At 59.4% G+C, this 26,634-nt stretch carries 26 protein-coding genes; 16 read left to right on the forward strand and 10 right to left on the reverse strand.

Going from position 1 to position 26,634, the window contains the following annotated elements; all coding sequences use genetic code 11:
• The first annotated feature begins 54 nt into the window (after positions 1–54).
• From Q7F16_RS11985 to trpE, 8 genes are all read left to right on the forward strand, one after another.
• Entirely contained in the window at positions 55–1,179 is a 1,125-nt protein-coding gene (locus tag Q7F16_RS11985) for an ABC transporter ATP-binding protein (RefSeq protein WP_409557398.1), read from the forward strand.
• A gap of 49 nt (positions 1,180–1,228) precedes the next feature.
• A complete protein-coding gene (locus Q7F16_RS11990) occupies positions 1,229–2,272 on the forward strand; it encodes an ABC transporter substrate-binding protein (RefSeq protein ID WP_014340502.1) in 1,044 nt (347 codons plus the stop codon).
• A gap of 226 nt (positions 2,273–2,498) precedes the next feature.
• The gene (locus tag Q7F16_RS11995) at positions 2,499–3,746 is read left to right on the forward strand and encodes an ABC transporter permease (protein WP_018607201.1); all 1,248 of its coding nucleotides are present in this window, start codon (positions 2,499–2,501) and stop codon (positions 3,744–3,746) included.
• A gap of 13 nt (positions 3,747–3,759) precedes the next feature.
• A complete protein-coding gene (locus Q7F16_RS12000) occupies positions 3,760–4,584 on the forward strand; it encodes an ABC transporter permease (protein WP_018607199.1) in 825 nt (274 codons plus the stop codon).
• A gap of 202 nt (positions 4,585–4,786) precedes the next feature.
• Positions 4,787–5,935, forward strand: a complete 1,149-nt coding sequence (locus tag Q7F16_RS12005) for an iron-containing alcohol dehydrogenase (protein ID WP_046064565.1) — start codon at positions 4,787–4,789, stop codon at positions 5,933–5,935.
• Between the two features lie 78 nt (positions 5,936–6,013).
• Positions 6,014–6,688, forward strand: coding sequence for a ribulose-phosphate 3-epimerase (gene rpe, locus Q7F16_RS12010; protein ID WP_014340498.1), 675 nt, complete (start codon positions 6,014–6,016; stop codon positions 6,686–6,688).
• Positions 6,685–7,503, forward strand: coding sequence for a phosphoglycolate phosphatase (locus Q7F16_RS12015; protein WP_079302809.1), 819 nt, complete (start codon positions 6,685–6,687; stop codon positions 7,501–7,503). Before rpe ends, Q7F16_RS12015 begins: the two co-directional genes overlap by 4 nt.
• A 70-nt stretch (positions 7,504–7,573) precedes the next feature.
• Positions 7,574–9,055: an anthranilate synthase component I gene (gene trpE / locus Q7F16_RS12020; RefSeq protein WP_046064567.1), complete on the forward strand. Its 1,482-nt coding sequence runs from the start codon at positions 7,574–7,576 to the stop codon at positions 9,053–9,055.
• 63 nt (positions 9,056–9,118) lie between these two features.
• Here the strand turns inward: trpE and estP are convergent, their stop codons facing one another.
• On the reverse strand, positions 9,119–11,026 hold the full coding sequence (estP, locus tag Q7F16_RS12025; protein ID WP_409557397.1) for an esterase EstP: 1,908 nt from the start codon (positions 11,024–11,026) through the stop codon (positions 9,119–9,121).
• Between the two features lie 411 nt (positions 11,027–11,437).
• Here estP and Q7F16_RS12030 point away from each other — a divergent pair, with 411 nt between their 5' ends.
• The 4 genes from Q7F16_RS12030 to Q7F16_RS12045 are packed head-to-tail and all read left to right on the forward strand — an operon-like array spanning position 11,438 to position 14,628.
• The gene (locus tag Q7F16_RS12030) at positions 11,438–12,031 is read left to right on the forward strand and encodes an aminodeoxychorismate/anthranilate synthase component II (RefSeq protein WP_014340494.1); all 594 of its coding nucleotides are present in this window, start codon (positions 11,438–11,440) and stop codon (positions 12,029–12,031) included.
• Between the two features lie 9 nt (positions 12,032–12,040).
• A complete protein-coding gene (gene trpD / locus Q7F16_RS12035) occupies positions 12,041–13,090 on the forward strand; it encodes an anthranilate phosphoribosyltransferase (RefSeq protein WP_046064569.1) in 1,050 nt (349 codons plus the stop codon).
• A complete protein-coding gene (gene trpC / locus Q7F16_RS12040) occupies positions 13,087–13,923 on the forward strand; it encodes an indole-3-glycerol phosphate synthase TrpC (RefSeq protein ID WP_014340492.1) in 837 nt (278 codons plus the stop codon). The genes trpD and trpC overlap by 4 nt, the downstream gene beginning before the upstream one ends.
• A 3-nt stretch (positions 13,924–13,926) precedes the next feature.
• Positions 13,927–14,628 (forward strand): lipoate--protein ligase family protein, encoded by a 702-nt coding sequence (locus Q7F16_RS12045; RefSeq protein ID WP_014340491.1) that lies wholly within the window; start codon positions 13,927–13,929, stop codon positions 14,626–14,628.
• Here Q7F16_RS12045 and crp read toward each other — a convergent pair.
• Positions 14,625–15,269: a cAMP-activated global transcriptional regulator CRP gene (gene crp / locus Q7F16_RS12050; protein WP_046064570.1), complete on the reverse strand. Its 645-nt coding sequence runs from the start codon at positions 15,267–15,269 to the stop codon at positions 14,625–14,627. The genes Q7F16_RS12045 and crp overlap by 4 nt on opposite strands.
• Positions 15,270–15,509: 240 nt before the next feature.
• Here crp and Q7F16_RS12055 point away from each other — a divergent pair, with 240 nt between their 5' ends.
• A complete protein-coding gene (locus tag Q7F16_RS12055) occupies positions 15,510–15,932 on the forward strand; it encodes an OsmC family protein (RefSeq protein WP_003206127.1) in 423 nt (140 codons plus the stop codon).
• A gap of 113 nt (positions 15,933–16,045) precedes the next feature.
• Here the strand turns inward: Q7F16_RS12055 and coq7 are convergent, their stop codons facing one another.
• From coq7 to hemJ, 6 genes are all read right to left on the reverse strand, one after another.
• Positions 16,046–16,693: a 2-polyprenyl-3-methyl-6-methoxy-1,4-benzoquinone monooxygenase gene (coq7, locus tag Q7F16_RS12060; RefSeq protein ID WP_014340488.1), complete on the reverse strand. Its 648-nt coding sequence runs from the start codon at positions 16,691–16,693 to the stop codon at positions 16,046–16,048.
• Positions 16,694–16,768: 75 nt separating this feature from the next.
• Positions 16,769–17,107 (reverse strand): histidine triad nucleotide-binding protein, encoded by a 339-nt coding sequence (locus Q7F16_RS12065; RefSeq protein WP_003316306.1) that lies wholly within the window; start codon positions 17,105–17,107, stop codon positions 16,769–16,771.
• Positions 17,108–17,189: 82 nt separating this feature from the next.
• Complete coding sequence (locus Q7F16_RS12070; protein WP_046064571.1) at positions 17,190–17,978, reverse strand: SDR family NAD(P)-dependent oxidoreductase; 789 nt, start codon at positions 17,976–17,978, stop codon at positions 17,190–17,192.
• Positions 17,979–18,040: 62 nt separating this feature from the next.
• The gene (locus Q7F16_RS12075) at positions 18,041–19,009 is read right to left on the reverse strand and encodes a DUF805 domain-containing protein (RefSeq protein WP_046064572.1); all 969 of its coding nucleotides are present in this window, start codon (positions 19,007–19,009) and stop codon (positions 18,041–18,043) included.
• A gap of 24 nt (positions 19,010–19,033) precedes the next feature.
• On the reverse strand, positions 19,034–20,029 hold the full coding sequence (locus tag Q7F16_RS12080) for an NAD(P)H-dependent flavin oxidoreductase (protein ID WP_046064573.1): 996 nt from the start codon (positions 20,027–20,029) through the stop codon (positions 19,034–19,036).
• Positions 20,030–20,064: 35 nt separating this feature from the next.
• Entirely contained in the window at positions 20,065–20,496 is a 432-nt protein-coding gene (gene hemJ / locus Q7F16_RS12085; RefSeq protein WP_003206117.1) for a protoporphyrinogen oxidase HemJ, read from the reverse strand.
• A gap of 135 nt (positions 20,497–20,631) precedes the next feature.
• Here hemJ and argC point away from each other — a divergent pair, with 135 nt between their 5' ends.
• Together argC and erpA are read left to right on the forward strand one after the other, a co-directional pair.
• A complete protein-coding gene (gene argC, locus Q7F16_RS12090; protein ID WP_046064574.1) occupies positions 20,632–21,666 on the forward strand; it encodes an N-acetyl-gamma-glutamyl-phosphate reductase in 1,035 nt (344 codons plus the stop codon).
• 148 nt (positions 21,667–21,814) lie between these two features.
• The gene (erpA, locus tag Q7F16_RS12095) at positions 21,815–22,165 is read left to right on the forward strand and encodes an iron-sulfur cluster insertion protein ErpA (protein ID WP_003177727.1); all 351 of its coding nucleotides are present in this window, start codon (positions 21,815–21,817) and stop codon (positions 22,163–22,165) included.
• Positions 22,166–22,232: 67 nt separating this feature from the next.
• On the opposite strand, the gene Q7F16_RS12100 is transcribed toward erpA, so the two are convergent.
• Both Q7F16_RS12100 and Q7F16_RS12105 read right to left on the reverse strand, forming a co-directional pair.
• The gene (locus Q7F16_RS12100) at positions 22,233–23,324 is read right to left on the reverse strand and encodes an anhydro-N-acetylmuramic acid kinase (RefSeq protein ID WP_409557396.1); all 1,092 of its coding nucleotides are present in this window, start codon (positions 23,322–23,324) and stop codon (positions 22,233–22,235) included.
• 2 nt (positions 23,325–23,326) lie between these two features.
• A complete protein-coding gene (locus tag Q7F16_RS12105) occupies positions 23,327–24,745 on the reverse strand; it encodes a peptidoglycan DD-metalloendopeptidase family protein (RefSeq protein WP_046064576.1) in 1,419 nt (472 codons plus the stop codon).
• Between the two features lie 212 nt (positions 24,746–24,957).
• On the opposite strand from Q7F16_RS12105, the gene tyrS reads away from it, so the two are divergent.
• Positions 24,958–26,157: a tyrosine--tRNA ligase gene (tyrS, locus tag Q7F16_RS12110; RefSeq protein ID WP_046064577.1), complete on the forward strand. Its 1,200-nt coding sequence runs from the start codon at positions 24,958–24,960 to the stop codon at positions 26,155–26,157.
• Positions 26,158–26,634: the final 477 nt, after the last annotated feature.

Genomic DNA, 26,634 nt, shown 5'->3' on the forward strand with positions numbered 1-26,634 from the left:
CCAGGCTCCACTAGGCTTGACTCACAAGCAGTCATCAATACAAAAGGTGCGGGTATGAGCCAGGTCGATTCAAGCGCGGGGGCCAGTGATGTACTGGTCAGCTTTCGTGGTGTGCAAAAGAGCTACGACGGCGAGAACCTGATCGTCAAAGACCTCAACCTGGATATTCGCAAAGGCGAATTCCTGACCCTGCTCGGGCCTTCCGGCTCCGGCAAGACCACCAGCCTGATGATGCTCGCCGGGTTTGAGACTCCAACCGCTGGTGAGATCCTGCTGGCTGGGCGCTCGATTAACAATGTGCCACCGCACAAGCGCGACATCGGCATGGTGTTCCAGAACTACGCCTTGTTCCCGCACATGACCGTTGCCGAGAACCTGGCGTTCCCGCTGACCGTGCGAGGTTTGAACAAGAGCGACGTGAGTGATCGGGTCAAGCGCGTCTTGAGCATGGTCCAGCTGGACAGCTTCGCCCAACGCTACCCGGCGCAATTGTCCGGCGGCCAGCAACAACGGGTGGCTCTGGCCCGGGCGCTGGTGTTCGAGCCGCAGTTGGTGCTGATGGACGAACCCCTCGGTGCGCTGGACAAGCAGCTTCGCGAGCACATGCAGATGGAAATCAAACACCTGCACCAGCGCCTTGGCGTGACCGTGGTCTACGTGACCCATGACCAGGGCGAAGCCTTGACCATGTCCGACCGCGTGGCGGTGTTCCATCAGGGCGAGATCCAGCAGATCGCCCCACCGCGCACCCTGTATGAAGAGCCGAAAAACACTTTCGTCGCCAACTTCATTGGCGAGAACAACCGTCTCAACGGTCGTCTGCACAGTCAAACCGGCGAGCGCTGCCTGGTGGAGTTGGCGCGCGGCGAGAAGGTCGAGGCCCTGGCGGTGAACGTCGGCCAGCCCGGCGAGCCGGTGACCCTGTCGATCCGCCCGGAGCGGGTGAGTCTCAACGGCGCAAGCGAACAATGTGTCAACCGCTTCTCAGGGAGGGTGGCGGAATTCATCTATCTGGGCGACCACGTCCGGGTTCGCCTGGAAGTCTGCGGCAAGACCGACTTCTTCGTGAAACAGCCGATTGCCGAGCTCGATCCCGGGCTCGCTGTCGGGGACGTGGTTCCGCTTGGCTGGCAAGTCGAGCATGTGCGTGCGCTCGATCCCCTTCTAGAGGCGAATTGATCGCCCCCTGCTGTACCAACACCAACCCTGCACGTGGAGAGAACAATAAATGTTGAGATCCCTGAAGTTCACAGCCCTGACACTGGGCATGATGGGTGCGGCAAGCGCGATGGCGGCGGGCCCGGACCTGACCGTGGTGTCTTTCGGCGGGGCGAACAAGGCGGCTCAGGTCAAAGCCTTCTACGCACCGTGGGAAGCGGCCGGCAACGGCAAGATCGTAGCTGGCGAGTACAACGGCGAAATGGCCAAGGTCAAGGCCATGGTTGATACCAAGAGCGTTTCCTGGGATTTGGTAGAGGTCGAGTCCCCGGAGTTGTCCCGTGGTTGTGACGAAGACATGTTCGAACAACTCGATCCGGCCCTGTTCGGCAAGGCCGAAGACTACGTCAAGGGTGCTATCCAGCCTTGCGGCGTGGGCTTCTTCGTGTGGTCGACCGTGCTGGCCTACAACGCTGACAAACTGAAGACCGCACCGACCAGTTGGGCAGACTTCTGGGACACCAAGCAATTCCCGGGCAAACGCGGCCTGCGCAAGGGCGCCAAGTACACCCTGGAATTCGCCTTGATGGCCGACGGCGTAGCGCCGAAAGACGTCTACAAAGTGCTGGCTGGCAAAGACGGCCAGGACCGTGCGTTCAAGAAGCTCGATGAGCTCAAGCCGAACATCCAGTGGTGGGAAGCTGGCGCCCAGCCGCCGCAGTACCTGGCTTCCGGTGACGTGGTCATGAGCTCGGCCTACAACGGCCGGATCGCCGCGGTACAGAAAGAAAGCAACCTGAAGGTGGTGTGGAACGGCGGCATCTACGACTTTGACGCTTGGGCCATCCCACGTGGCCTGGACAAGACCCGCGCCGAAGCTGCGAAGAAATTCATCGCTTTCTCGGTGGCGCCGCAGCAGCAGAAGACCTACTCGGAAAACATCGCCTACGGCCCGGCCAATACCCAGGCAGTACCGTTGCTGGCCAAGGATGTCTTGACCAACATGCCGACCACCCCGGAAAACATCGCCAACCAGGTGCAGATCGACGTCAGCTTCTGGGCTGACAACGGCGAGCAACTGGAACAGCGCTTCAACTCCTGGGCTGCGAAGTAACCAAAGCGCCCTGAATGAACGGGCTTTTGTGGCGAGGGAGCTTGCTCCCGCTTGAGTGCGCAGCACTCACAAAATTGGCGTTGCCGACAAAATTTTGGGGCCGCTTCGCAGCCCAGCGCGAGCAAGCTCGCTCGCCACAATGACTCGTTCCCACAGGTTGCGGTTTCAAAAGAACAGAGGCGGCCCGCCGCCCCTGTAACGATCAAAGAGATTTGCGGAGTTCGCCATGGCCATCGCCGTTCCACTGAACGCGGGCACCAGCCCCACCCTCAAGCAGCGGCTCAAGCACGCCGAGCGGATCAACCGCTGGAAGGCCCAGGCCTTGATCGCGCCGCTGGTGCTGTTTCTGTTGCTGGTGTTCCTGGTGCCGATCGTGGCGCTGCTGTTCAAAAGCGTCAGCAACCCGGAAGTGGTGGGCGCCATGCCGCGCACTGTCGCCGCCGTCGCTGCATGGGACGGACGCGGTTTGCCGGGCGAACCAGTGTACAAGGCTGCCAGTGAAGACTTGGCCGAAGCCCGCAAGAATCAGACCCTGGGCGACTTGTCCAAGCGCCTGAACATGGAACTGGCCGGCTATCGCAGCCTGCTGACCAAGACTGCTCGGGCGTTGCCGTTTGCCACCGAGCCGGCTTCCTATAAAGAAGCCTTGGAAAACCTCGATGAGCGTTGGGGCGACCCCGCGTACTGGCAGGTGATCCGCCGCAACACCAGCGACGTTACCCCGTATTACTTGCTGGCGGCCGTCGATCACCGCATCGATGACCTCGGCGAACTGGCCCCAGCCACCCCTGACCAGGCGATTTACCTGGATATCTTCACCCGCACGTTCTGGATGGGCTTGGTGATCACCGCGATCTGCCTGGTGCTGGCCTATCCGCTGGCCTACCTGCTGGCGAACCTGCCATCGCGCCAAAGCAACCTATTGATGATCCTGGTGTTGCTGCCGTTCTGGACCTCGATCCTGGTGCGAGTCGCCGCATGGATCGTGCTGTTGCAGTCGGGCGGCTTGATCAACAGCGCCCTGATGGCCATGGGCGTCATCGATAAGCCTCTGGAACTGGTGTTCAATCGCACTGGTGTGTATATCTCCATGGTCCACATCCTGCTGCCATTCATGATCCTGCCGATCTACAGCGTGATGAAAGGCATCTCGCCTACTTACATGCGGGCGGCGATCTCCCTGGGCTGCCATCCGTTCGCCAGTTTCTGGCGGGTGTACTTCCCACAGACCTATGCAGGTGTCGGTGCCGGTTGCCTGTTGGTGTTCATCCTTGCCATCGGCTACTACATCACGCCGGCGCTGCTGGGCAGCCCGAACGATCAGATGGTCAGCTACTTCGTTGCGTTCTACACCAACACCAGCATTAACTGGGGCATGGCCACGGCGCTCGGCGGGCTGCTGTTGCTGGCGACCATCGTGCTTTATCTGATTTACAGCTGGTTGGTGGGCGCCAGTCGCCTGCGCCTGAGCTAAGGGGAGATCGAAAATGGTGAGTCCTTACATGTCCCCCATTGAGCGGGTGTGGTTCTACAGTCTGCGCATACTCTGCGGGTTGATCCTGTTGTTCCTGATCCTGCCGGTGCTGGTGATCATTCCGCTGTCGTTCAACTCCGGCAGTTTCCTGGTGTACCCGCTGCAAGGCTTCTCGCTGCAGTGGTATCACGATTTCTTCGCCTCGGCCGAATGGATGCGGGCGCTGAAAAACAGCATTATCGTGGCCCCGGCAGCGACGTTGCTGGCGATGATCTTCGGCACGCTCGCGGCCATCGGCCTGACCCGTGGTGACTTCCCAGGCAAGGCACTGGTGATGGCCCTGGTGATTTCGCCCATGGTGGTGCCAGTGGTAATCATCGGCGTGGCCAGCTACCTGTTTTTCGCACCGTTGGGGATGGGCAACAGCTTCTTCTCGCTGATCGTGGTCCACGCCGTGCTGGGTGTACCGTTCGTCATCATCACGGTCTCGGCGACCCTGCAGGGGTTCAACCACAATCTGGTTCGGGCCGCCGCCAGCCTTGGGGCTTCGCCACTGACGGCGTTTCGTCGGGTGACCCTGCCGTTGATCGCCCCGGGCGTGATCTCTGGCGCACTGTTCGCCTTCGCGACGTCGTTCGATGAGGTGGTGGTGACCCTGTTCCTGGCCGGTCCCGAGCAGGCAACCCTGCCACGGCAGATGTTCAGCGGCATCCGCGAAAACCTCAGCCCCACCATCGCGGCGGCGGCGACCCTGCTGATTGCCTTCTCGGTGATCCTGTTGCTGACCCTGGAGTGGTTGCGTGGGCGTAGCGAGAAGCTGCGTACTACCCAAGTCTGACGAATGTGGGAGCGAGCTTGCTCGCGATAGCGGTGATACATTCGAAGCAGATGTTGAATGCTGATCCGCTATCGCGAGCAAGCTCGCTCCCACAGGAGCCTCATTCACAGGTTCCTTATCGCATTCATGCGCTGAATGGCAGACAACCCTCAATACCGAGCTATCCTTGTGCCAGCCCATACTCGAATAAGAGGCCGCGCACATGAGTCTTTCCTCATTCAAGATCGCCCATAAACTGATCACCGGTGCCGCTGCCATCGAGCAACTGGCGGCTGAGCTGACCCGGCTGGACGTCGACAACCCACTGATCGTGACCGATGCGGCGTTGGTCAAGTCCGGCACCGTGGAACTGGCCCTGCAACATCTGGGCGGACGGGACTACGAGATTTTCGACCGGGTCATGCCGGACCCGGAAATCGCCATTGTCGAAGACTGCATGCAAGCCTACCGCGACGGTGGTCATGATGGCTTGATCGGCCTGGGTGGTGGCAGCGCCATCGACATCGCCAAGTGCGTGGGGGTCTATGCCGGGTACCACGGCGAGTTGCAGGATATGTTCGGTGTCGATCAGGTGCCGCGCAAAGGCCCGCCCATGATTGCCATCCCGACCACGGCCGGTACTGGTTCGGAAGTCACCAACGTGGCGATCCTCTCCGACAAGGCCGCGCAGCTGAAAAAAGGCATCGTCAGCGATTATCTGTTGCCGGACGTGGCGTTGGTCAGCCCGCAGATGACCCTCACGTGCCCGCGCAGCGTCACGGCTGCCAGTGGCGTCGATGCGCTGGTACACGCCATCGAGGCCTACCTGTCGCTCAATGCTTCGCCGATCACCGATGCCCTGGCCATCGGCGCAATCAAGCTGATCACCCGCGCGCTGCCCAAGGCCTATGCCAACCCGGCTCACCTGCAAGCCCGTGAAGACATGGCCACGGCCAGCCTGATGGCCGGCATGGCATTCGGCAATGCCGGAGTCGGGGCGGTGCATGCGCTGGCCTATCCGTTGGGCGGGCGCTTTCACGTGTCCCATGGCGTCGCCAACGCATTGTTGCTGCCGTACGTCATGGCCTGGAACAAGATGGCCTGTGTCGAGCGCATGCGTGACATCGCCGAGGCCATGGGCCTCAAGACCGCGCACCTGAGTGATCTTGAAGCGGCCGACGAAGCCGTGGAGGCCATGGTTGCGTTGTGCGCCGCCGTGGAAATACCCAACGGCCTCAGCAGCCTGGGCGTGACCGATGACGTGATTCCCTCCATGGCGGTGGAAGCGGCGGGAATAGAACGGCTGATGCGCAACAATCCGCGCAAACTGAGCGCCGCCGATATCGAGAAGATCTACCGCGCGGCGTATTGATCGATTGCCACGGTGGGCGCGCCAAATCTTGAGGTATACAATGCGCGCCATCGTGATTTCGCTCAAAACAGGTGCGTCATGCAGCCCTTCGCTATTGCTCCGTCGATTCTCTCTGCCGACTTCGCCCGCCTGGGCGAGGAAGTGGACAACGTTCTGGCCGCCGGGGCCGACATCGTGCACTTCGATGTCATGGACAACCACTACGTGCCCAACCTGACCATCGGCCCGATGGTCTGCGCGGCGCTGCGCAAGTACGGCGTCACCGCGCCGATCGACGCGCACCTGATGGTCAGCCCGGTGGACCGCATCGTTGGTGACTTCATCGAAGCCGGTGCTACCTACATCACTTTCCACCCTGAAGCCACGCAGCACATCGACCGCTCCCTGCAGTTGATCCGCGAGGGCGGTTGCAAGGCCGGCCTGGTGTTCAACCCGGCCACGCCCCTGGACGTGCTCAAGTACGTGATGGACAAGGTCGACATGATCCTGCTGATGAGCGTCAACCCTGGCTTCGGCGGGCAGAAGTTCATCCCGGGTACGCTCGACAAGCTGCGCGAAGCCCGTGCGCTGATCGATGCCTCGGGCCGTGATATCCGCCTGGAAATCGACGGTGGCGTGAACGTGAACAATATCCGTGAAATCGCCGCGGCCGGCGCCGATACGTTCGTCGCGGGTTCGGCGATCTTCAACGCACCGAACTACGAAGAGGTGATTGCAAAAATGCGCGCCGAACTGGCCCTGGCGCGCCCATGAGCGGCTTCGAGCAGCTGTTCCCCGGCAGCTTGCCGCGTCTGGTGATGTTCGACCTCGATGGCACATTGGTCGATTCGGTCCCGGACCTCGCGGCGGCCGTGGATACGATGCTGCTCAAGCTTGGACGTCCTTCTGCCGGCATCGACTCGGTGCGCCACTGGGTCGGCAACGGCGCGCCCATGCTGGTGCGCCGGGCCTTGGCCAATGACATCGATGCCCAAGGTGTCGATGATGCCGAGGCCGAGCGGGCGCTGGCGTTGTTCAATGAAGCCTACGAAGACAATCACCAACTGACGGTGGTCTATCCCGGCGTGCGCTCCACCCTCAAATGGCTGAAAAAGCAGGGCGTGGAAATGGCCCTGATTACCAACAAACCGGAGCGCTTCGTTGCGCCGTTGCTGGACCAGATGAAAATCGGCCGCTATTTCCGTTGGATCATCGGCGGCGATACCTTGCCACAAAAAAAGCCGGATCCGGCCGCGCTGTTTTTCGTGATGAAAATGGCCAACATCCCGGCTTCCCAATCCCTGTTCGTCGGCGACTCGCGCAGTGATGTGCTGGCGGCCAAGGCGGCGGGGGTCAAATGCGTGGCGCTGAGTTATGGCTACAACCACGGCAGGCCAATCGCCGAAGAGTTTCCGACGCTGGTGATCGACGATTTGCGTCTGTTAATTCCCGGTTGCCTGGACCCGGCCGCTGAGATAACGTTGCCCGACGCTGTTCAATCCTCTTCTGGAAACGCCATCGTGGTGGTCACTCGCAAACTCTGGATGAAAGTCATGAAGGCCCTGGCCCGCTGGCGTTGGCGCACCTGACGTGATCCTGGCCGGTTATCCGGCGCGTTTGCATACCTGACTGTCAGCTCCTCTTGCCACGAGGCACCCCATGATCCGCGAAGAATTCCTGCGTCTAGCCGCTGCCGGCTACAACCGCATCCCCCTTGCTTGTGAAACTCTGGCCGACTTCGACACACCGCTGTCGATCTACCTCAAGTTGGCCGACCAACCCAACTCCTACTTGCTCGAATCGGTGCAGGGCGGCGAGAAATGGGGCCGTTATTCCATCATCGGCCTGCCGTGCCGTACGGTGCTGCGGGTCCATGACCACCGCGTCAGCGTGACCCACGACGGTGTCGAAATCGAAAGCCTCGAAGTCGAAGACCCGTTGGCATTCGTTGAAACCTTCAAGGCCCGCTACAACGTGCCGACCATCCCCGGCCTGCCGCGTTTCAACGGAGGCCTGGTGGGGTATTTCGGCTATGACTGCGTGCGTTACGTGGAAAAACGCCTGGGCACCTGCCCGAACCCCGATCCGCTGGGCGTGCCGGATATTTTGCTGATGGTGTCTGATGCGGTCGTCGTTTTCGATAACCTCGCCGGCAAGATGCACGCTATCGTCCTGGCCGATCCGTCCCAGGAAGATGCCTACGAGCAAGGTCAACAAAGCCTGCAGGCACTGTTGGAAAAGTTACGTCAGCCGATCGCTCCGCGCCCCGGCCTGGACTTCAGCAAGCAGTCGGCGGCCGACCCGGTATTCCGTTCCAGTTTCACCCAGGACGATTACGAACGGGCCGTCGATACCATCAAGGAGTACATCCTCGCCGGTGACTGCATGCAGGTCGTGCCGTCGCAACGGATGTCCATCGACTTCAAGGCGGCGCCCATCGATCTCTATCGGGCGCTGCGCTGTTTCAATCCGACGCCCTACATGTACTTCTTCAACTTCGGCGACTTCCATGTCGTGGGCAGTTCGCCGGAAGTGCTGGTGCGGGTCGAAGACAACCTGATCACGGTACGGCCGATCGCCGGGACTCGCCCCCGTGGCGCCACGGAGGAAGCTGACCGGGCGCTGGAAGAGGACCTGCTGTCGGATGACAAGGAAATCGCCGAGCACCTGATGCTGATTGACCTGGGGCGCAACGACACCGGGCGGGTCTCGGAAATCGGCTCGGTGAAGCTCACCGAGAAGATGGTCATCGAGCGCTACTCCAACGTGATGCACATCGTCTCCAACGTCACCGGCCAGTTGAAGGCCGGGCTGACGGCGATGGACGCCTTGCGGGCGATTCTTCCGGCGGGCACCTTGTCCGGCGCGCCGAAAATCCGCGCGATGGAAATCATCGACGAACTGGAGCCGGTCAAGCGGGGCGTGTACGGCGGGGCCGTGGGTTACTTCGCCTGGAACGGCAACATGGACACCGCCATTGCCATTCGCACCGCGGTCATCAAGAACGGTGAACTGCACGTGCAGGCCGGCGGCGGTATCGTCGCCGACTCGGTGCCAGCACTGGAGTGGGAAGAAACCCTGAACAAGCGCCGGGCCATGTTCCGCGCCGTGGCGCTGGCCGAGCAGACCTCGAACGGCTGAAGGCCTTCAGGCAACTCGATCATTGTGGGAGCGAGCAAGCTCGCTCCCACAGGTTTTTCTTGATCAGAAATCCAGGCTAACGCCCAGGCTTACCCCTTGCTGGGTCAGGTCATCATCCTTGCGCAGTGTATAACCGCCCCGTAACGCCAAGTCGTTGGTCAACTTGTGGCTGACCCCCAGGCTCAGGCGATTCAGGTGGCTCTGTGGCGTGTAGCCTTCCAGCGTGAAGTCGTTGGCCGGCAGGCTGTTGAGGGCGATATTGACCTTTTGCGTGTCGTCCTCGTACTCGCGTTCGTGGGCATACTCGCCAAACACCTGGGTCTGCCGGGTGATGTTGTATTTGCCCTGCAAGCCAATGCCCAGGCGTTTCGAATCGCGGGTCTGGTCATCGAAGGTCAGGGCTGTGGAACGGCTGCTCTTTTCCGAATAGCCATCGACTTCCACCTTCGCATAATCAGCGCTGACAAACGGCGAGAGGTGCCATTCGCTGCCCGGCTGGGCGATGTCGTAGCCCACCCGCGAGCTGAATGCCCATAGATGGCCGTCCGTGTCGCCTTTCTCCTGCGCTTCGTTGACGCCCAGGTCGAACTTGCGCTCCAGGTTGTCGTAGTCGAGCTTGCCACCGGTCAGCGCCGCATCGGCCCACCAGCGGTTTTGCTGGAACTGGGCGAAAGCGGTCGCCAGGTAGCTGTTGAGCTTGTACTTCGAATCGTTATGACCTGCTTCCATGTCCTGGCGGTAGAAACCGGCGGCGACACCCACGCGCCACGCGTCGTTGAGGCGATAGCTGCCGCCGATGTTCAGGCTGTAGCCGCTGCCGTCGGCGCTGGCGCCGCTGCTCTGGCTGTCCAGGTCCAGATGCTGGCCGCCGCCTGCGACGATGGCTCGCCACTGGCCGACGGCCTGCCAGTTTTCCCAGTCCGATTGCCACTGGCTGCGCAGCTCATCCTGGTGAGCGCGCAGGGTTGAGTGGGCCATTTCCGGTAGCAACGTCAGTTCCCATGGCGCCGCGAGCAGGGAAAAGGCGTAGTCGGCGATCAGTTTTTGCCCCGTCTCGGTTGGATGGACCGAGTCGTTGTAGATGAGTTTGGTGGGATCCGGCGTGGCACTGTTGATGCCATAGGTGGCGTTTTCCGTGCAGCCGTTGCCGCTGAAGCAGGTCGCGGTGAGGTTCTCACCAGTGGCGAGGCCGAATCTTGCCGGGTCGGCGAAGCTTTCCTTCAGCAAAAGCGGAATGTTCAACGGAATGATTTCAGCGTCGATGCCTTGCAGACGCGTGATCAACTGCTGGTTGAACTGATTGCCCAGTTGCGAAAAGGTGTCTTGCAAAGGGCCGCCGTTGAGGGCTGGGGTCAGGCCCAGGTCGGGCAGCAGCCAGACCATCACATAGCGGGCACCGGCTGTTTGCAGCACCTGGACGCTGTCGGCCAGGCGGTCCGCTGCGGCGTTTGCTTGCGCGGTGTTTAGTACCCGGCCTTGAAGGAAATCGTTGCCACCACCGGAAATGTAATACAGCGCATTAGGATCGGCGCGCAGGCCATTGGACTGCAGGTAGCCGGGACGGCTGCGCTCGCCGGTGTCGGACACGCCGGTAATTGATTCGAGGATCTGGTCGGTACGATAACCGCCCACCGCCCAGTTGTTGCCGTCTGCCAGCCCCTCGCTGGCGCGGACCGCTGAAGTGGAGGCGGCAGTCTCGTCGGCCGAATAACCCAGGCGCCCACCGAGCAACTGGGTGGAGTTGGCGGAGTAGGCCTCGCCGCTGCCGTCGGTGTAGATCGGACCGGTTCGGTTGGTATAGCGCTCGGTCGAGCCGGGCGGACCATTCGGGTCGGCAAACTGACCAGCGTCGTTGAGGCTGTCGCCGAACACGACGAACTTGGAATATGGGTTGGGGGCGGCGCTCGCCTGGGCGCAGGCCATCGCCAGCAGGCAACTGGCAATCGGTACGAACAGCGTCTTTTTGATCATGAGAAAGTCCGTTTTTATCTTATTTTTGTTAGAAAACGAAACGACAGTACCAAAAACTTCCGGCGTTTTGCCATCCATCTTGAACGTCGCGATTGTTTCAAAGCCCTTCGGGATCGCTCATATTGCGTGCTCCGCCCAGCTAAGCTACTGTGCCGGGACGTATGAACGAGACTTCCCCTGTGTCGATTGTCAGCAAACCTCTGGATCAAATGATCAAGGCACACGCCCGTTGGCGTTGGCGCGCCTGAACAATCTCCGCCGGCCTCGCCGGACCTGTACCGATTTGCCTTCTTTACCCGCTTGTAGAGCCGCTTCGCAGGGGCATCACTCGCCTCGCCAAGCGCAGCAGCGTGTGGGTCATTCTCTGAAGGCTGTATTTAAAGTCAGTGAATTCAATAGGTTGCTTACGCCATGTTGCTGATGATCGATAACTACGACTCTTTTACCTACAACGTTGTGCAGTACCTCGGCGAGCTGGGCTCCGAGGTCAAGGTCGTGCGCAACGACGAATTGACCATCGCCGAAATCGAAGCCCTCAAGCCTGAGCGCATCGTGGTTTCACCCGGCCCGTGCACGCCGACCGAAGCGGGCATTTCCATCGCCGCCATCAAGTATTTCGCCGGCAAGTTGCCGATCCTCGGTGTTTGCCTGGGACATCAGTCGATCGGCCAAGCGTTCGGCGGTGACGTGGTGCGCGCCCGACAAGTCATGCACGGTAAGACTAGCCCGGTATTTCACGAGGACAAGGGCGTGTTCGAGGGGCTGAATCATCCGCTTACCGTAACCCGCTACCACTCCCTGATCGTCAAGCGCGAAACTCTGCCGGACTGCCTGGAGCTGACGGCCTGGACCCAGCTTGAAGACGGCTCGGTCGATGAAATCATGGGGCTGCGCCACAAGACATTGAATATCGAGGGTGTGCAATTCCATCCCGAGTCTATTCTCACCGAGCAGGGCCACGAACTGTTCGCCAACTTTCTCAAACAAACCGGCGGCACGCGCTAAGGACTTTTCATGGATATCAAGACAGCCCTGAGCCGTATCGTCGGCCATCTCGACCTGAGCACCGACGAGATGCGCGACGTGATGCGCGAAATCATGACTGGACAATGCACGGATGCGCAGATCGGCGCGTTCATGATGGCCATGCGCATGAAGAGTGAGAGCATCGATGAAATCGTCGGTGCGGTTTCGGCGATGCGTGAGCTGGCGGACAAGGTCGAACTCAAGACGCTGGACGGTGTGGTGGATGTGGTCGGTACCGGCGGTGACGGCGCCAATATCTTTAACGTTTCCACGGCTTCGTCGTTTGTCGTCGCGGCGGCCGGTTGCACCGTTGCCAAACACGGCAATCGGGCAGTTTCCGGCAAGAGCGGCAGTGCCGATCTGCTGGAGGCGGCCGGCATCTACCTGAACCTGACGCCGATCCAGGTAGCACGCTGCATCGATAACGTCGGCATCGGTTTCATGTTTGCCCAGACCCACCATAGCGCCATGAAACACGCCGCGGGGCCCCGTCGTGAGCTGGGACTGCGTACGCTGTTCAACATGCTCGGCCCGCTTACGAATCCGGCCGGCGTGAAGCATCAAGTGGTTGGGGTGTTCAGCCAGGCGCTGTGCCGACCATTGGCTGAAGTTCTGCAACGCCTGGGCAGCAAGCACGTGCTGGTGGTCCATTCGAAGGATGGGCTGGATGAGTTCAGCCTGGCGGCGCCCACATTCGTGGCCGAACTAAAAAATGATCAGATCAGCGAGTATTGGGTCGAACCTGAAGACCTTGGCATGAAGAGCCAGAGCTTGCATGGCCTGGCGGTCGATGGCCCGGCCCAGTCGCTGGAGCTGATCCGCGATGCCCTGGGTCGCCGCAAGACCGAGAATGGCCAGAAAGCCGCTGAGATGATCGTGCTCAATGCCGGCGCTGCGTTGTACGCCGCCGACCACGCCAGCAGCCTCAAGCAAGGCGTAGAACTGGCCCATGATGCGCTGCACACTGGCCTGGCCAGGGAAAAACTCGAGGAGCTGGGTGCATTTACCGCCGTATTCAAAGTGGAGAACGAAGGATGAGCGTGCCAACGGTTCTGGAAAACATTCTGGCTCGCAAGGTCCAGGAAGTGGCCGAGCGCAGCGCTCGCGTCAGTCTGGCCGAGCTGGAAAACCTGGCGCGTTCAGCGGATGCGCCGCGCGGCTTTGCCCAGGCTCTGATCGATCAGGCCAAGAAAAAACAGCCAGCGGTGATTGCCGAAATCAAGAAGGCGTCCCCCAGCAAGGGCGTGATTCGTGAACACTTCGTCCCGGCCGACATCGCGCGAAGCTACGAGAAGGGCGGCGCGACCTGCCTCTCGGTGCTGACCGACGTCGACTTTTTTCAAGGGGCCGACGACTACCTGAAACAGGCGCGGGCGGCGTGCAAGTTGCCGGTGATCCGCAAGGATTTCATGATCGACCCCTACCAGATCGTCGAGGCGCGTGCGCTGGGCGCCGACTGCGTGCTGTTGATCGTTTCCGCCTTGGACGACGTGAAAATGGCCGAGCTGGCGGCCGTTGCCAAAAGCGTCGGGCTGGATGTCCTGGTGGAAGTCCACGACGGTGACGAGTTGGAACGAGCCCTGAAAACCCTCGATACCAAACTGGTCGGCGTGAACAATCGCAACCTGCACACTTTCGAAGTGAGCCTGGAAACCACCCTGGACCTGTTGCCGCGCATCCCGCGTGATCGCCTGGTCATCACCGAAAGCGGCATCCTCAACCGGGCCGATGTCGAGTTGATGGAAGTCAGCGATGTGTACTCGTTCCTGGTGGGCGAGGCGTTCATGCGCGCCGAGAACCCGGGTACGGAATTGCAGCGACTGTTCTTTCCTGAACGTGGCCTGCCGGTGAGCGGCTCGACGCTGGATTGATCCATGTCGCCTGTGATTTTCCTCACCGTCGAAGCTGGTCTGCAAGCTGAACAGGATCTGTTGGCCAGCATCTGCGCGGGCGACGCCGAGTTCGGCTTGCTGTTCTGGCAGCCCAACGATCGTGCACTGGTGATGCCGCGTCGCTTGAGTCGCCTGCCGGGGTTTGAACACGCCTGTGAAGTATCGGCCGCCAACGGTTGGCCGGTGCTGTTGCGCGAAACCGGTGGCGAACCGGTGCCGCAGTCGGCCGCCACCGTCAATATCGCCCTGGTCTACGCACCACCGCGCAGCGAAGGCGACCACGGACGTATCGAAACCGGGTATCGCCGGTTGTGCGATCCCATCTGCCAGTTGTTGGATGAGTTGGGCGGAATGGCTTCACTGGGAGAGGTGGAGGGAGCTTTCTGTGACGGGCGCTTCAACGTCAATCTCGACGGCCGGAAAATGGTCGGCACCGCTCAGCGCTGGCGCCAGAGCAAGGGTGGTCAACGTCCGGTGGGGCTGGTTCATGGCGCGCTTTTGCTGGAGAACGAGCGCGAGTCCATGGTCGCGGCAGTCAATCGCTTCAATGAGGCCTGTGGCCTGGAGCAGCGAGTGCGTGCCGAGAGTCATATTGCCCTGCATGAAAAATTCCCGGCCCCTCACGCGCTGGAGCGGCTCGATGCTTTGTACCGGGAGCTGCTGACCAATCTGCTGGGCGCCTAACGCGTTCCGAACACCACCATGGTCTTGCCTTTGACGCTGACCAGGTTGCGCTCTTCCAGGTCCTTGAGTACGCGACCGACCATTTCACGCGAACAACCGACAATCCGACCAATCTCCTGACGGGTCACTTTGATCTGCATGCCGTCCGGGTGGGTCATGGCATCGGGTTGCTTGCACAGTTCCAACAGGCAGCGTGCGACACGTCCGGTGACGTCGAAAAATGCGAGATCGCCCACCTTGCGGGTGGTATTGCGCAGGCGCTGTGCGATTTGTCCGCTGAGGACGTAAAGAATGTCCGGGTCTTGCAGGGACAGTTCTCGGAATTTGGCGTAGCTGATTTCCGCAACTTCACATTCAATCTTGGTCCGTACCCAGGCACTGCGTTCCTGTTCCTTGCCCGCCTGTTCGAACAACCCCAGCTCGCCGAAAAAATCTCCGGAATTGAGGTAGGCGATGATCATTTCCCGACCGTCGTCATCTTCTATCAGGATAGTGACCGAACCCTTGATGATGAAAAACAGCGTGTCGGAGCGATCTCCCGCACAAATGATGTTGTGTTTGGCTGGATAGCGGCGGCGCTGGCAATGCATCAAGAGTTTGTCGAGATTCTTGATCTTGAACGTGGGAGTAATGGCAACCATGGTTGTATCCCGAAAGACTGCGCGGTGTGGTGGTTTGGTTTTTTTATAAGCGCGAATGGCTATCGCTAAAAGCTGGCCATACGCCAGCGAGTTGGCGTATGGCCAGCTTAACAGAGGCGTCCTTAATTGATTTGAGAATTTACCTACATGCTGCTCGGTCAGGTCTCCTAAGACGAAGAGCGGTCCTGCCGGAGCGCTGTGCTAAGCTGGCGACCCTTTTTTAACAGTGGAGTCTTGGCGATGAAGGCACGCATCCAATGGGCTGGCGAAGCCATGTTCCTCGGTGAGTCAGGCAGTGGTCATGTGGTCGTCATGGACGGCCCGCCAGAGGCCGGTGGGCGGAACCTGGGTGTTCGGCCGATGGAAATGCTCCTGCTGGGCGTAGGCGGTTGCAGCAATTTTGACGTGGTCAGCATTCTTAAAAAGTCCCGCCAGGCCGTCGAAAGCTGCGAAGCTTTCCTGGAGGCAGAACGCGCCACTGAAGATCCCAAAGTGTTTACCAAGATCCACATGCACTTCGTGGTGAAGGGGCGAGCCCTGAAGGAAGCCCAGGTCAAGCGCGCCATCGAGCTGTCCGCCGAGAAATACTGCTCGGCTTCGATCATGCTCGGCGCCGCTGGGGTCGAAATCACCCACGATTATGAAATCATCGAGTTGGGTTGAGTCGATAATCGACTGGCCGTATTGAAGTTTTCGGATAGAAAAAAGGCGACTTCCCTTGGGGACGTCGCCTTTTTAATTTCCGTGGGAATGAGCTAGTCAGTCCCCAATTGCCGTCAAATCCGATAAGTGCTCTTGGTCATGACCTTGGCTAGCAGGCTCATGCCGAACTTCACCGGGGCCGGAAAACGGAAGCCACCGGCCTCGAGTGCACTCTCGGCATGGTGTTCCTCGTCCACGCGCATCTGCTCAAGGATCGCCCGGGATTTTTCATCCTCGGCTGGCAGTTGTTCGAGGTGTTCATTCAAATGCTTGCACACTTGATGCTCGGTCGCCGCAACGAAACCGAGGCTGACTTTGTCGCTGATCAGCCCGGCAACGGCGCCGATCCCGAATGACATCCCATAGAACAGCGGGTTCAGGACGCTGGTATGACTGCCCAGCTGGCGAATCCGTTGTTCACACCAGACCAGATGGTCGATTTCTTCCTCGGCGGCATGCTCCATCGCCTCACGCACTTGCGGTAGCTTCGCTGTCAGCGCCTGGCCCTGATACAGCGCCTGGGCACAGACTTCGCCGGTGTGGTTGATACGCATCAGGCCGGCGACGTGGCGGGTTTGCTCGTCACTCAGTTGCGCGTCTGGTTGCACGATAGCCGGTGATGGGCGGTACGGCTGGCCACTGAAGGGTAGCAGCGTGCGCATCGCGGTATCGGCTTGCAGCAACAGACGGTCAATCGGCGAGTAGTGACGTTGGGTAGTCATGCTTACCTCCGGGAAAAATCACAGCGGCCAGTTTAACTCAATCGACCGCCGAAGATTTGCGTTGGGTCAGGGGTATCAGCCCGGCGGCCAGTTCATCTGGCGCTGCCCCAGCACATGCATATGAATGTGATAGACCGTTTGCCCACCCAGTTCATTGCAGTTCATCACCACGCGAAAACCTTCTTCACAGCCCAATTCAAGCGCCAGGCGCTGGGCAGTGAACAAAATGTGCCCCGCCAAGCCTTTATCTTCCTCGGTCAGGTCGTTGAGGGTGCGGATCGGCTTTTTCGGTATGACCAAAAAATGTACAGGCGCCTGCGGGGCGATGTCGTGGAAGGCCAATACCTGGTCATCCTCGTAAATGATCTTCGCCGGGATTTCCCGGTTGATGATCTTGGTAAACAGAGTATCCACAGCTGTTTTCTCCGTTGGGTTCGTCGAGGTCGGGTGTCTTGAAGGTTCCGGTTGAGGTGCCTGGTTGTTCAATTTGAAGGGATCAGCGCGGGCAGTATGCCTTGTTGATCATGCCGGCGATGGTTCGCACCAGCCATCGCGACCCCAGTCGCGGCAGTGCGGCCAGCCAACGATTGCGGCGTCCGGGAATGATGATGGCGCGGTTGCGGTCCAGCGCGCGCACGGCGTACAGGGCGACTTCTTCCGGGCTCATCAACAGCTTGCTGTCGATGAGTTTCTGTTCGTCCATCTGCGCCTTGGAAAAAAAGCCGGTTCGGGTCGGGCCAGGGCACAGCACCGAGACCTTGATCGAGCATTTCTTCAGCTCGACCCGCAGGGCCTCGGAGAAGTGCAGCACGTAGGCCTTGCTGGCGTAATAGGTACTCATCCAGGGGCCGGGCTGGAACGCGGCAATTGACGCGACGTTGAGGATCTGGCCGCCGCCAAGCAGTGCCATGCTGTTACCGATGGCGTGACAAAGCCGTGTCAGGGCGAGGATGTTGACTTCGATCAGGTCCTGCTCGGTCATCCAGTCCTGGCCCAGGAATGGCCCACTGGTGCCGATGCCAGCACAATTGACCAGCAGGTCGATCTGCCGCTCACCTTCCTCCAGTTCCAGGAGAAAGCCTGAAAGCCTCAGCGGTTCGCCCAGGTCGCAAGCCCGGAACAACACCTCCACGCCAAACCGCTGAGTCAGTTCGATTGCAATACTTTCCAGCCGATCACGTTGTCGAGCCACCAGTATCAAGTTGCGGCCGCGCCGGGCCAGCGCTTCGGCCATGGCCAGGCCAATGCCGCTGGAAGCGCCAGTGATCAGTGCGTAACGGGTCATGCAGTTCTCCATCGCAACAGCCCGCCGCCGGGCGACTGGGCTGTCACCGGCATGAAGCGCGCTTATTGTTCCTCTTCTTCTTCATAGTCTACAGAAGGCGAAGCGGGCTCGGCTGCCTCGACGGCTGGTTCTTCGGCGGAGTCGGTGCTGGACTCGCTGCTTTCATAGCTGCTCAGGGTACTGCTGTCGTAGTCCTCCTGGAGGGCTCCGAAGATGCCGGCAAAGGTAGCCATGAAAATCAGGACGATCATCACAAGCCAAAGCGACGCCAGCAATTTGACCGCTGTGGTATTGCGCGGTGGCGGCGGGCCATACTGGTTTGCACCGGTATTGCCTGGGGCGATGATGAGGATGAACGGGAAGATGCTGCCCACGAATGGAACGAGGTTGACCAGCCACAACCACCCCGACCAGCCGAGGTCATGCAGGCGCTGGACGTTGAACTGGATGCTCACGAAGGCAAAGGCCAGTACGACGGCTGCGCCGAGCAGGCCGCCGACGATGAGTCCCGCTATCGAGTCGGAAGCCAGCAGCCAGGCCGTGGCTAACCAGAAGCCCAGGCCGACCAAGGGCAGTAGGGCCAGGGTCAACACCATGGTCCAGGCCAGGTAGCGCAAACGGCCGATACGCCCATCGAAGCTGAACGGCTTGAGGGTGCTGTACTCGGCGAGTGTTTCACCCACTTCGGCCCGGGGAGGCGCATACGGCGAGACGGGGTCGACGATTGACTCCGGGTGACGTCCCCCCGGCTGTTGTGGCGACTCCTGAACTTCGCCAAGGCTCAGTTGGAGGGCGGCGGGTTCGGCTTCGATTCGGGCATCGATTCCGCTCTTGTTGAGCGCTTCCAGGTACTGCTGGGCTTCGCTCTGGGACAGGTTGCTTTTAAGGGCCACCTTGCGACCAGTGAACAGCCGTTCAATGGCGCTGATATCGCTTTTGAACAGGTCGGCGAGGTTGAGTTTGGCTGTGGTGGTATCGACGCCCGGCATCAAGCCTCCGTCGAATACGATGTTGAAACGGGTTTCGCTCATGCCTGGCATCCTTGTCTCTGAAAGTTAAATAACTGCTTTTATGGGGTTGGTTCCGCGGGGCCATTGCCCGCCAAGCTGCGCTGCCCTGGCTTGTGCCTGACGGTATTCTTCATCCAGGCGTGCCACCAACTGATCGACGCTGGGCAAATCATCGATTTCCCCCACGCCCTGGCCAGCGGACCATACGGTTTTCCAGGCCTTGGCTTCATCGTTCAGCGGTTTGAGTTTCGAGCCAAAATCCACCTCGCCCTTGTTCTGCAGAGCGGCCAGATCGAAACCGGCGTTCTCCAGGCTCTGGCGCATGAAACTGGCCGGCACTCCGGATACAGCGGGAGTATGCACGATGTCTGCGGCTCTGGATGTGAGCAACATCTCTTTATAAGCGTCAGGGGCGTGGCTTTCGCTCGTAGCGATAAAGCGCGTGCCGAAGTAGGCCAGATCGGCGCCGAGCAATTGTGCGGCCAAAATCTGATGGCCGTGGTTCAGGCATCCTGCAAGCAGCACGGTTTTGTCGAAAAACTGCCGGATCTCGGCGACTAGTGAAAACGGGCTCCATGTTCCGGCATGCCCGCCTGCACCGGCGGCAACGGCGATCAAGCCATCGACACCGGCTTCGGCGGCTTTCTCGGCATGACGCCGGGTCGTCACGTCATGGAACACCAGTCCGCCATAAGCATGGACGGCATCCACCAACTCCTTCACCGCGCCCAGGCTGGTGATGACAATCGGCACCTTGTGTTCGATGCAGATGGCCAAGTCGGCTTGAAGCCGCGGGTTGCTGTGATGGACGATCAGGTTCACGGCGTAGGGTGCCGGATTCTCCAGGGTCGCCAGGCCTGCTTCGATTTCCTCAAGCCAGGCCTTGAAGCCACTGCTTTCGCGCTGGTTCAACGCCGGAAAACTTCCGACGATGCCGTTGCGGCAGCAGGCCAGCACCAGTTGCGGATTGGAAATCAGGAACATTGGCGCGGCCACGACAGGCAGGCGCAAGCGTTGTTCAAGCAGAGCGGGCAACGACATTGGAAGTACCCCGGATAATGGATGCTGATTGGAGATTAGAACGGTCGGACCACGACCAGAATTACGATAGCCAGCAATATCAGAACCGGCACTTCATTGAACCAGCGATAAAAGACATGGCTGCGGGTGTTTTCGCCACGGGCGAAGCGCTTTACCTGGGCGCCGCACATATGGTGGTAACCGATCAGCAGCACGACCAGGGTCAGCTTGGCGTGCATCCAGCCTCCTTGGGTGAAATAGGCGCCGGCGTTGAGACTGAGCAGCCAGATGCCGAATACGAGCGTGGCAATCATCGCCGGGCCCATGATGCCGCGGTACAACTTGCGCTCCATGACGCTGAAACGTTCTTTGCTGACGCTGTCCTCGCTTTGGGCGTGATAGACAAACAGGCGAGGCAGGTAGAACAGGCCGGCGAACCAGCAGACCATGCTGACGATGTGAAGTGCTTTGAGCCACAGATAGAGCATTTTTAGTTATTCCCAGGATTCACGGTAGCCCGATAGTAGAGGTTAGAGCGTCCGCACGTCACCTTGGCGGTTGTCGCCGGGCCCTGCGGCCCCTATCATCGACGGCTTTCCAGTGGGTTCGTTGAGGGCAGGTTTATGGTCAAGGTCGGTATCGTCGGCGGCACGGGTTACACCGGTGTCGAACTGCTGCGTCTGTTGGCACAGCATCCGCAGGCTGAGGTGGTGGTCATCACCTCCCGATCCGAGGCCGGCCTGGCCGTCGCCGACATGTACCCGAACCTGCGAGGCCATTACGACGGCCTGGCGTTCAGCGTTCCGGATGTCAAGACCCTCGGCGCCTGCGATGTGGTGTTCTTCGCCACGCCCCATGGTGTCGCCCACGCCCTGGCCGGTGAGCTGCTGGCCGCCGGGACCAAGGTCATCGACCTGTCGGCGGACTTCCGCCTGCAGGACGCCGATGAATGGGCCAAATGGTACGGCCAGCCTCATGGCGCGGCGGATCTGCTCGACGAGGCGGTTTATGGGTTGCCGGAAGTCAATCGCGAGAAAATCAAGCAGGCACGACTGATCGCCGTACCGGGTTGCTATCCGACGGCCACACAGTTGGGATTCTTGCCTCTGCTTGAAGCGGGCCTTGCCGATGCCTCGCGTCTGATTGCCGATTGCAAATCCGGTGTCAGCGGTGCCGGGCGTGGCGCCAGTGTCGGCTCGCTGTATTCCGAAACCTCGGAAAGCATGAAGGCGTACGCGGTCAAGGGGCATCGCCACCTGCCGGAAATTCGCCAGGGATTGCGCCGGGCTGCGGGCAAGGACGTCGGCCTGACCTTCGTGCCGCACCTGACCCCGATGATTCGTGGCATCCACTCCACTCTTTATGCAACCGTCGTCGATCGTTCGGTGGACCTGCAGGCGTTGTTTGAAAAGCGTTACGCCAACGAACCGTTCGTCGACGTAATGCCGGCTGGCAGCCACCCGGAAACTCGCAGCGTGCGCGGTGCGAACGTTTGCCGGATCGCCGTGCATCGTCCGCAGGACGGTGATCTGGTGGTGGTGTTGTCGGTCATCGATAACCTGGTCAAGGGTGCGTCCGGCCAGGCAGTGCAGAACCTGAACATCCTGTTCGGGCTGGATGAGCGCCTGGGACTGTCCCACGCAGGGATGTTGCCGTAACGGCAGTCACTCGGTTCAAGTTGGCAGCTACAAGCTTGAGGCTTGTAGTCGCCGCTGCTCTTGTAAATAGTTGACCGATTTTCTAGGAGAAGCGGATAATGCCCGCCATCACGCATTATGGCGGCGTAAGCGCCGGGAGATATTCAGCATGAGCGTCGAAACCTTCACCCCCACGGCTTTGCAATTCACCCACGGTGCCGCGCACAAGGTGAAGAGCCTGGTCGATGAAGAGGGCAATGATCGTTTGAAGCTGCGCGTGTTTGTAACGGGCGGCGGTTGTTCCGGTTTTCAGTACGGTTTCACTTTTGATGAAGAAGTGGCCGAAGATGACACCATCGTCGAGCGCGAAGGGGTCAGCCTGGTGGTCGATCCAATGAGCTTCCAGTACCTGGCTGGTGCCGAGGTGGATTATCAGGAAGGCCTGGAAGGCTCTCGATTCGTGATCAAGAACCCAAACGCGACCACGACCTGTGGGTGCGGTTCTTCGTTCTCGATCTGAGTGCTTCAATAAAAACGCCGCAGTGCCTTAGGGCACTGCGGCATTTTTTTGTCCGTGATTATTGGGTTCAGGCCGGGTAGATGGCGCCGAGTACGCGCAGCCCGCGTGCGCCGGTGACACTTGGGCGGTTGCCTGGAATACCTTCAAGGCAACAATGGGCAAGCCAGGCGAAAGCCATGGCTTCAACCCAATCCGGGTCTACGTCGTACACCGCGGTACTGCTGACTTTGGTATCCGGCAGCAAGTCAGCCAGGCGCTGCATGAGCGTCTGGTTGTGCGCGCCGCCGCCACAGACCAGCAACTCCTGAGTATTGGACTGGGCGTGTTGGAGTGATTCGACGATGGTCAGGGCTGTCAGTTCGAGCAACGTCGCCTGCACGTCTTCGGGGGCGAAGGCTGGCAACTGCGATAAATGCTGTGTCAGCCAAGGCAGGTTGAATACTTCGCGCCCGGTACTTTTCGGACCCTTGGTGACAAAGAAGGGATCGGTGAGCAGTGCCTTGAGCAAGACTGGCTCGACTTTCCCGCTGGCAGCCCATTGACCGTCGCGATCGAAATGCTCGCCTCGTTGTTGGTGTATCCAGGCATCAAGCAATACGTTGCCTGGACCGCAGTCGAAACCCGCAACGGGTTTTGCCGGCTCTATCAGGCTGAGATTGCTGAAACCGCCGACATTCAGCACGGCGCGATTGCCGACTCGTTCTTCGAACAGTGCTTCGTGAAATGCTGGAACCAGCGGGGCGCCTTGTCCACCGGCGGCGACGTCGCGGCTGCGGAAATCGCTGATGACGGCGATGCCGGTCAACTCACTCAACAAGGCCGGATTGCCAATCTGTACGGTAAACCCGCGGGCTGGTTCATGGCGGATGGTCTGGCCGTGGCTGCCGACCGCCGTGATGTCTTCAGGCTTGAGTTTCTGTTCGTTGAGCAGGGTATGGATACCCTGTGCAGCCAGCTTTACCCAGCTTTGCTGGGCAATGGCGGAGCGGGCGATCTCATCGGGCCCACTGCTGCACAATCCGAGCAATTCGGTGCGCAGGGCGGCGGGCATAGGGATGTAGTGCGTGGCGATCAATTTGATCGCCGGGGTCAGTTCGATCAGTGCGATATCCAAGCCATCCAGGCTGGTCCCGGACATCACACCGATATAGAGCGCCATGCTTAGCGCTTGCTCGAGGCCAGCATGGTGGCTTTCTCTTGGTCCATGCGAGCCATCAAGGGTTGGCTTTGAGCCAGGAAGCGCGCGCGTTCGCCCTTGGCGATCGGATCGGCCATCGGCAGTTTCTGGCCAAGCGGATCGACGTGGACGCCGTTGACCTGGAATTCATAGTGCAAGTGCGGGCCGGTGGACAGGCCGGTAGTACCGATGTATCCGATTACCTGGCCTTGCTTGACGCTGCCGCCAGTCTTCACGCCCTTGGCGAAACCTTGCATGTGGCCGTACAGCGTGCGGTAGGTGTTTCCGTGCTGGATGATCACGGTGTTGCCGTAACCGCCGCGACGTCCGGCCAGCAATACCTTGCCGTCGCCAGCAGCCTTGATTGGCGTGCCACGGGGAGCTGCGTAGTCGACACCTTTATGGGCGCGGATCTTGTTCAGGATTGGATGCTTGCGGCCAGCGGAGAACTTCGAGCTGATGCGGGCGAAATCAACCGGTGTACGGATGAAGGCCTTGCGCATGCTGTTGCCGTCGGCGGTGTAGTAGCTGCTGTTGCCTTGCTTGTTGGTGTAGCGCACGGCGGTGTATGTCTTGCCGCGGTTGGTGAAGCGCGCGGAGAGAATCGGGCCGTTGCCGACGCTTTTTCCATTGACCACTTTCTGCTCATAGATGATGTCGAATTCGTCACCCTGGCGAATGTCCTGGGCGAAGTCGATGTCGTAGCCAAATACACTGGCCATGTCCATGGTCAGGCTGTGGGAAAGGCCTGCGCGTGCAGCCGACTGGGACAATGAGCTGTTGATGACGCCATGAACGTAGGCCGAGTGGACGGTAGGCTTGGTGATAACGCGATTGAATACATAACCCTTGTCGTTTTTGGTCAGGGTGATGCTTTCCAGGTCGCTCAGCTTGGTGTGCAGGTTGGCCAGCTGTCCGTCTGGATTGAGTTCGAATTCGAGTTTCTGGCCGCGCTGCAGTTGAGTGAACTGTTTGGCTTGCTTGTCGCTGGCCAGGATTTCATGGACCGAAGTCGAGGGCAGGCCCACCTTTTCGAAGAGGGTGGAAAGTGTGTCGCCCTTGGCAACAATCACTTCGCGATGCTCTGGTCCTTTCTTTTCTTCTGCTGCAGGCGCTTCTGCCTGAGCGGCGGCCTCGGTGGTGTCTTCCGGGCTGTTTTCAATCTGCGCAAAAGGAGAGGCGGCCGGTTCGTTTGTGGCTTGAACGGCTTCGGCGGCGTCTTGTTCTTGTGTCAGTTGTTCAGCCGGGCTTTCCAGTTCAAGACTCAGGGTCGTCTTTTTGGCTTCAACATCGCTGGAGGGAAACACCAGCAGCGCCAGGCTAAGGAGGGCTGCGATGCCACTTGCGGCAAGCAGGTGGGTCTTCGGGTAAAGCGGCGGCGCTTTAGACGGTTCTGTGGTCATAGGTAATTTTGACTTTTGAAAAGATGAATTGGAAAAGATGACTGACATGATGAAGATGAAATAACTGTATAAAATATAACCAAAACCCCTGCGAAGCAAGCCCGCGAACGCTCTGTTCTGTGGATTGGCGTCCGTGCGCCGGGCAAACCTTGTATTTGGTGCGCGATCTTGTATGGTTGGGGCCCTTTGAATCTGAGCCTTACGGGTCTGTTATGAAGTCGGTTGAAGAGCAGCTAGCGCTGATCAAACGTGGTGCGGAAGAACTGTTGGTTGAGTCCGAGCTGATCGAAAAGCTCAAGCGCGGGCAGCCGCTGCGTATCAAGGCTGGTTTCGATCCGACGGCACCCGATCTGCACCTGGGGCATACCGTGCTTATTAATAAGCTGCGCCAGTTCCAGGATCTGGGGCATCAGGTCATCTTCCTTATAGGTGACTTCACCGGGATGATCGGTGATCCAAGCGGCAAGAGTGCTACGCGCCCGCCGCTGACTCGTGAGCAGGTTCTCGATAACGCCGAGACTTACAAGACTCAGGTTTTCAAGATTCTTGATCCGGCCAAGACCGAAGTGGCTTTCAATTCCACTTGGATGGATCAGATGGGGCCGGCGGATTTCATTCGCCTGACGTCTCAATACACCGTGGCTCGTATGCTCGAGCGCGATGATTTCGACAAGCGCTATAAATCCAATCAGCCAATTGCCATTCATGAGTTCCTCTACCCGCTTGTACAGGGTTATGACTCGGTCGCGTTGCGCGCGGACGTTGAGCTCGGCGGTACTGACCAGAAGTTCAACCTGTTGATGGGGCGTGAGCTGCAGCGTGGTTATGGTCAGGAAGCGCAGTGCATCCTGACCATGCCATTGCTGGAGGGTCTGGATGGTGTGAAGAAGATGTCCAAGTCGCTGGGCAACTACGTGGGTATCCAGGAAGCGCCGGGCGTCATGTACAGCAAGCTGGTCTCCATTCCTGATGTGCTGATGTGGCGTTACTTTGAGCTGTTGAGTTTCCGGTCCATGGATGAAATCAATGCGTTCCGTGCCGATGTCGAGGCTGGAGCCAATCCGCGTGATATCAAGATCAAGCTGGCTGAAGAGATTGTTGCTCGTTTCCATGGTGAGGAGGCTGCGGCCAATGCTCATCGTGCGGCGGGTAATCGTATGAAGGATGGTGAGCTGCCGGATGATCTGCCGGAGATCGAGTTGACTGCTGCCGAGGATATGCCGATTGCGGCAGTCCTTAATAAAGCAGGCCTGGTCAAGAACGCGGCGGTGGCGCGAGACCTTTTGGGTTCGGGTGGGGTGCGTATCGATGGTGAGGTTGTGGATCGCACCTATATATATGAGCTGGGTTCTACTCATGTATGTCAGGCTGGCAAGAAGGCTTTCGCGCGTATTACGCTGAAATCTGAATAAAGCTGAAAATAGGGGTTGACGGCAGATTCTGGAAGTCTATAATTCGCCCCACTTCCGGCGCAGTCGAAACGGAAAACTCCTTGAGATTCAATGAGTTAAGTAAGTTTCGAAGGTGTTGGGCTTCAGGTCATCGAAGCCCGGAAGGAGCAGGTAGAGCGGTGTTGTTTGGCTCTATCGGCGGTTCGATCTTTTCGGTCGAAAGCGGTGAAAAAGAGGTGTTGACAGCGGCGAGTAACGCTGTAGAATTCGCCTCCCGCTAACGAGAGATCGGAAGCGCAAGTGGTTGAAGTTGTTGATGTTTCCGAAGCGAAACTTTGAAAACTTCTGAAAATAACCGCTTGACAGATACACGGGGCGCTGTAGAATGCGCGCCTCGGTTGAGACGAAAGACTCAGCCAACCGCTCTTTAACAACTGAATCAAGCAATTCGTGTGGGTGCTTGTGGAGTCAGACTGCTAGTCAACAGATTATCAGCAT

This window comes from Pseudomonas sp. Lb2C2 (assembly GCF_052112205.1).
GTDB classification, from domain to species: domain Bacteria; phylum Pseudomonadota; class Gammaproteobacteria; order Pseudomonadales; family Pseudomonadaceae; genus Aquipseudomonas; species Aquipseudomonas kilonensis.

Bases quoted from the DNA above. Each gene is read 5' to 3' on its own strand.
- Q7F16_RS11985 (WP_409557398.1), top strand. From the start codon at position 55: ATGAGCCAGGTCGATTCAAGCGCGGGGGCCAGTGATGTACTGGTCAGC.
- Q7F16_RS11990 (WP_014340502.1), top strand. From the start codon at position 1,229: ATGTTGAGATCCCTGAAGTTCACAGCCCTGACACTGGGCATGATGGGT.
- Q7F16_RS11995 (WP_018607201.1), top strand. From the start codon at position 2,499: ATGGCCATCGCCGTTCCACTGAACGCGGGCACCAGCCCCACCCTCAAG.
- Q7F16_RS12000 (WP_018607199.1), top strand. From the start codon at position 3,760: ATGGTGAGTCCTTACATGTCCCCCATTGAGCGGGTGTGGTTCTACAGT.
- Q7F16_RS12005 (WP_046064565.1), top strand. From the start codon at position 4,787: ATGAGTCTTTCCTCATTCAAGATCGCCCATAAACTGATCACCGGTGCC.
- rpe (WP_014340498.1), top strand. From the start codon at position 6,014: ATGCAGCCCTTCGCTATTGCTCCGTCGATTCTCTCTGCCGACTTCGCC.
- Q7F16_RS12015 (WP_079302809.1), top strand. From the start codon at position 6,685: ATGAGCGGCTTCGAGCAGCTGTTCCCCGGCAGCTTGCCGCGTCTGGTG.
- trpE (WP_046064567.1), top strand. From the start codon at position 7,574: ATGATCCGCGAAGAATTCCTGCGTCTAGCCGCTGCCGGCTACAACCGC.
- estP (WP_409557397.1), bottom strand. From the start codon at position 11,026: ATGATCAAAAAGACGCTGTTCGTACCGATTGCCAGTTGCCTGCTGGCG.
- Q7F16_RS12030 (WP_014340494.1), top strand. From the start codon at position 11,438: ATGTTGCTGATGATCGATAACTACGACTCTTTTACCTACAACGTTGTG.
- trpD (WP_046064569.1), top strand. From the start codon at position 12,041: ATGGATATCAAGACAGCCCTGAGCCGTATCGTCGGCCATCTCGACCTG.
- trpC (WP_014340492.1), top strand. From the start codon at position 13,087: ATGAGCGTGCCAACGGTTCTGGAAAACATTCTGGCTCGCAAGGTCCAG.
- Q7F16_RS12045 (WP_014340491.1), top strand. From the start codon at position 13,927: ATGTCGCCTGTGATTTTCCTCACCGTCGAAGCTGGTCTGCAAGCTGAA.
- crp (WP_046064570.1), bottom strand. From the start codon at position 15,269: ATGGTTGCCATTACTCCCACGTTCAAGATCAAGAATCTCGACAAACTC.
- Q7F16_RS12055 (WP_003206127.1), top strand. From the start codon at position 15,510: ATGAAGGCACGCATCCAATGGGCTGGCGAAGCCATGTTCCTCGGTGAG.
- coq7 (WP_014340488.1), bottom strand. From the start codon at position 16,693: ATGACTACCCAACGTCACTACTCGCCGATTGACCGTCTGTTGCTGCAA.
- Q7F16_RS12070 (WP_046064571.1), bottom strand. From the start codon at position 17,978: ATGACCCGTTACGCACTGATCACTGGCGCTTCCAGCGGCATTGGCCTG.
- Q7F16_RS12075 (WP_046064572.1), bottom strand. From the start codon at position 19,009: ATGAGCGAAACCCGTTTCAACATCGTATTCGACGGAGGCTTGATGCCG.
- Q7F16_RS12080 (WP_046064573.1), bottom strand. From the start codon at position 20,029: ATGTCGTTGCCCGCTCTGCTTGAACAACGCTTGCGCCTGCCTGTCGTG.
- hemJ (WP_003206117.1), bottom strand. From the start codon at position 20,496: ATGCTCTATCTGTGGCTCAAAGCACTTCACATCGTCAGCATGGTCTGC.
- argC (WP_046064574.1), top strand. From the start codon at position 20,632: ATGGTCAAGGTCGGTATCGTCGGCGGCACGGGTTACACCGGTGTCGAA.
- erpA (WP_003177727.1), top strand. From the start codon at position 21,815: ATGAGCGTCGAAACCTTCACCCCCACGGCTTTGCAATTCACCCACGGT.
- Q7F16_RS12100 (WP_409557396.1), bottom strand. From the start codon at position 23,324: ATGGCGCTCTATATCGGTGTGATGTCCGGGACCAGCCTGGATGGCTTG.
- Q7F16_RS12105 (WP_046064576.1), bottom strand. From the start codon at position 24,745: ATGACCACAGAACCGTCTAAAGCGCCGCCGCTTTACCCGAAGACCCAC.
- tyrS (WP_046064577.1), top strand. From the start codon at position 24,958: ATGAAGTCGGTTGAAGAGCAGCTAGCGCTGATCAAACGTGGTGCGGAA.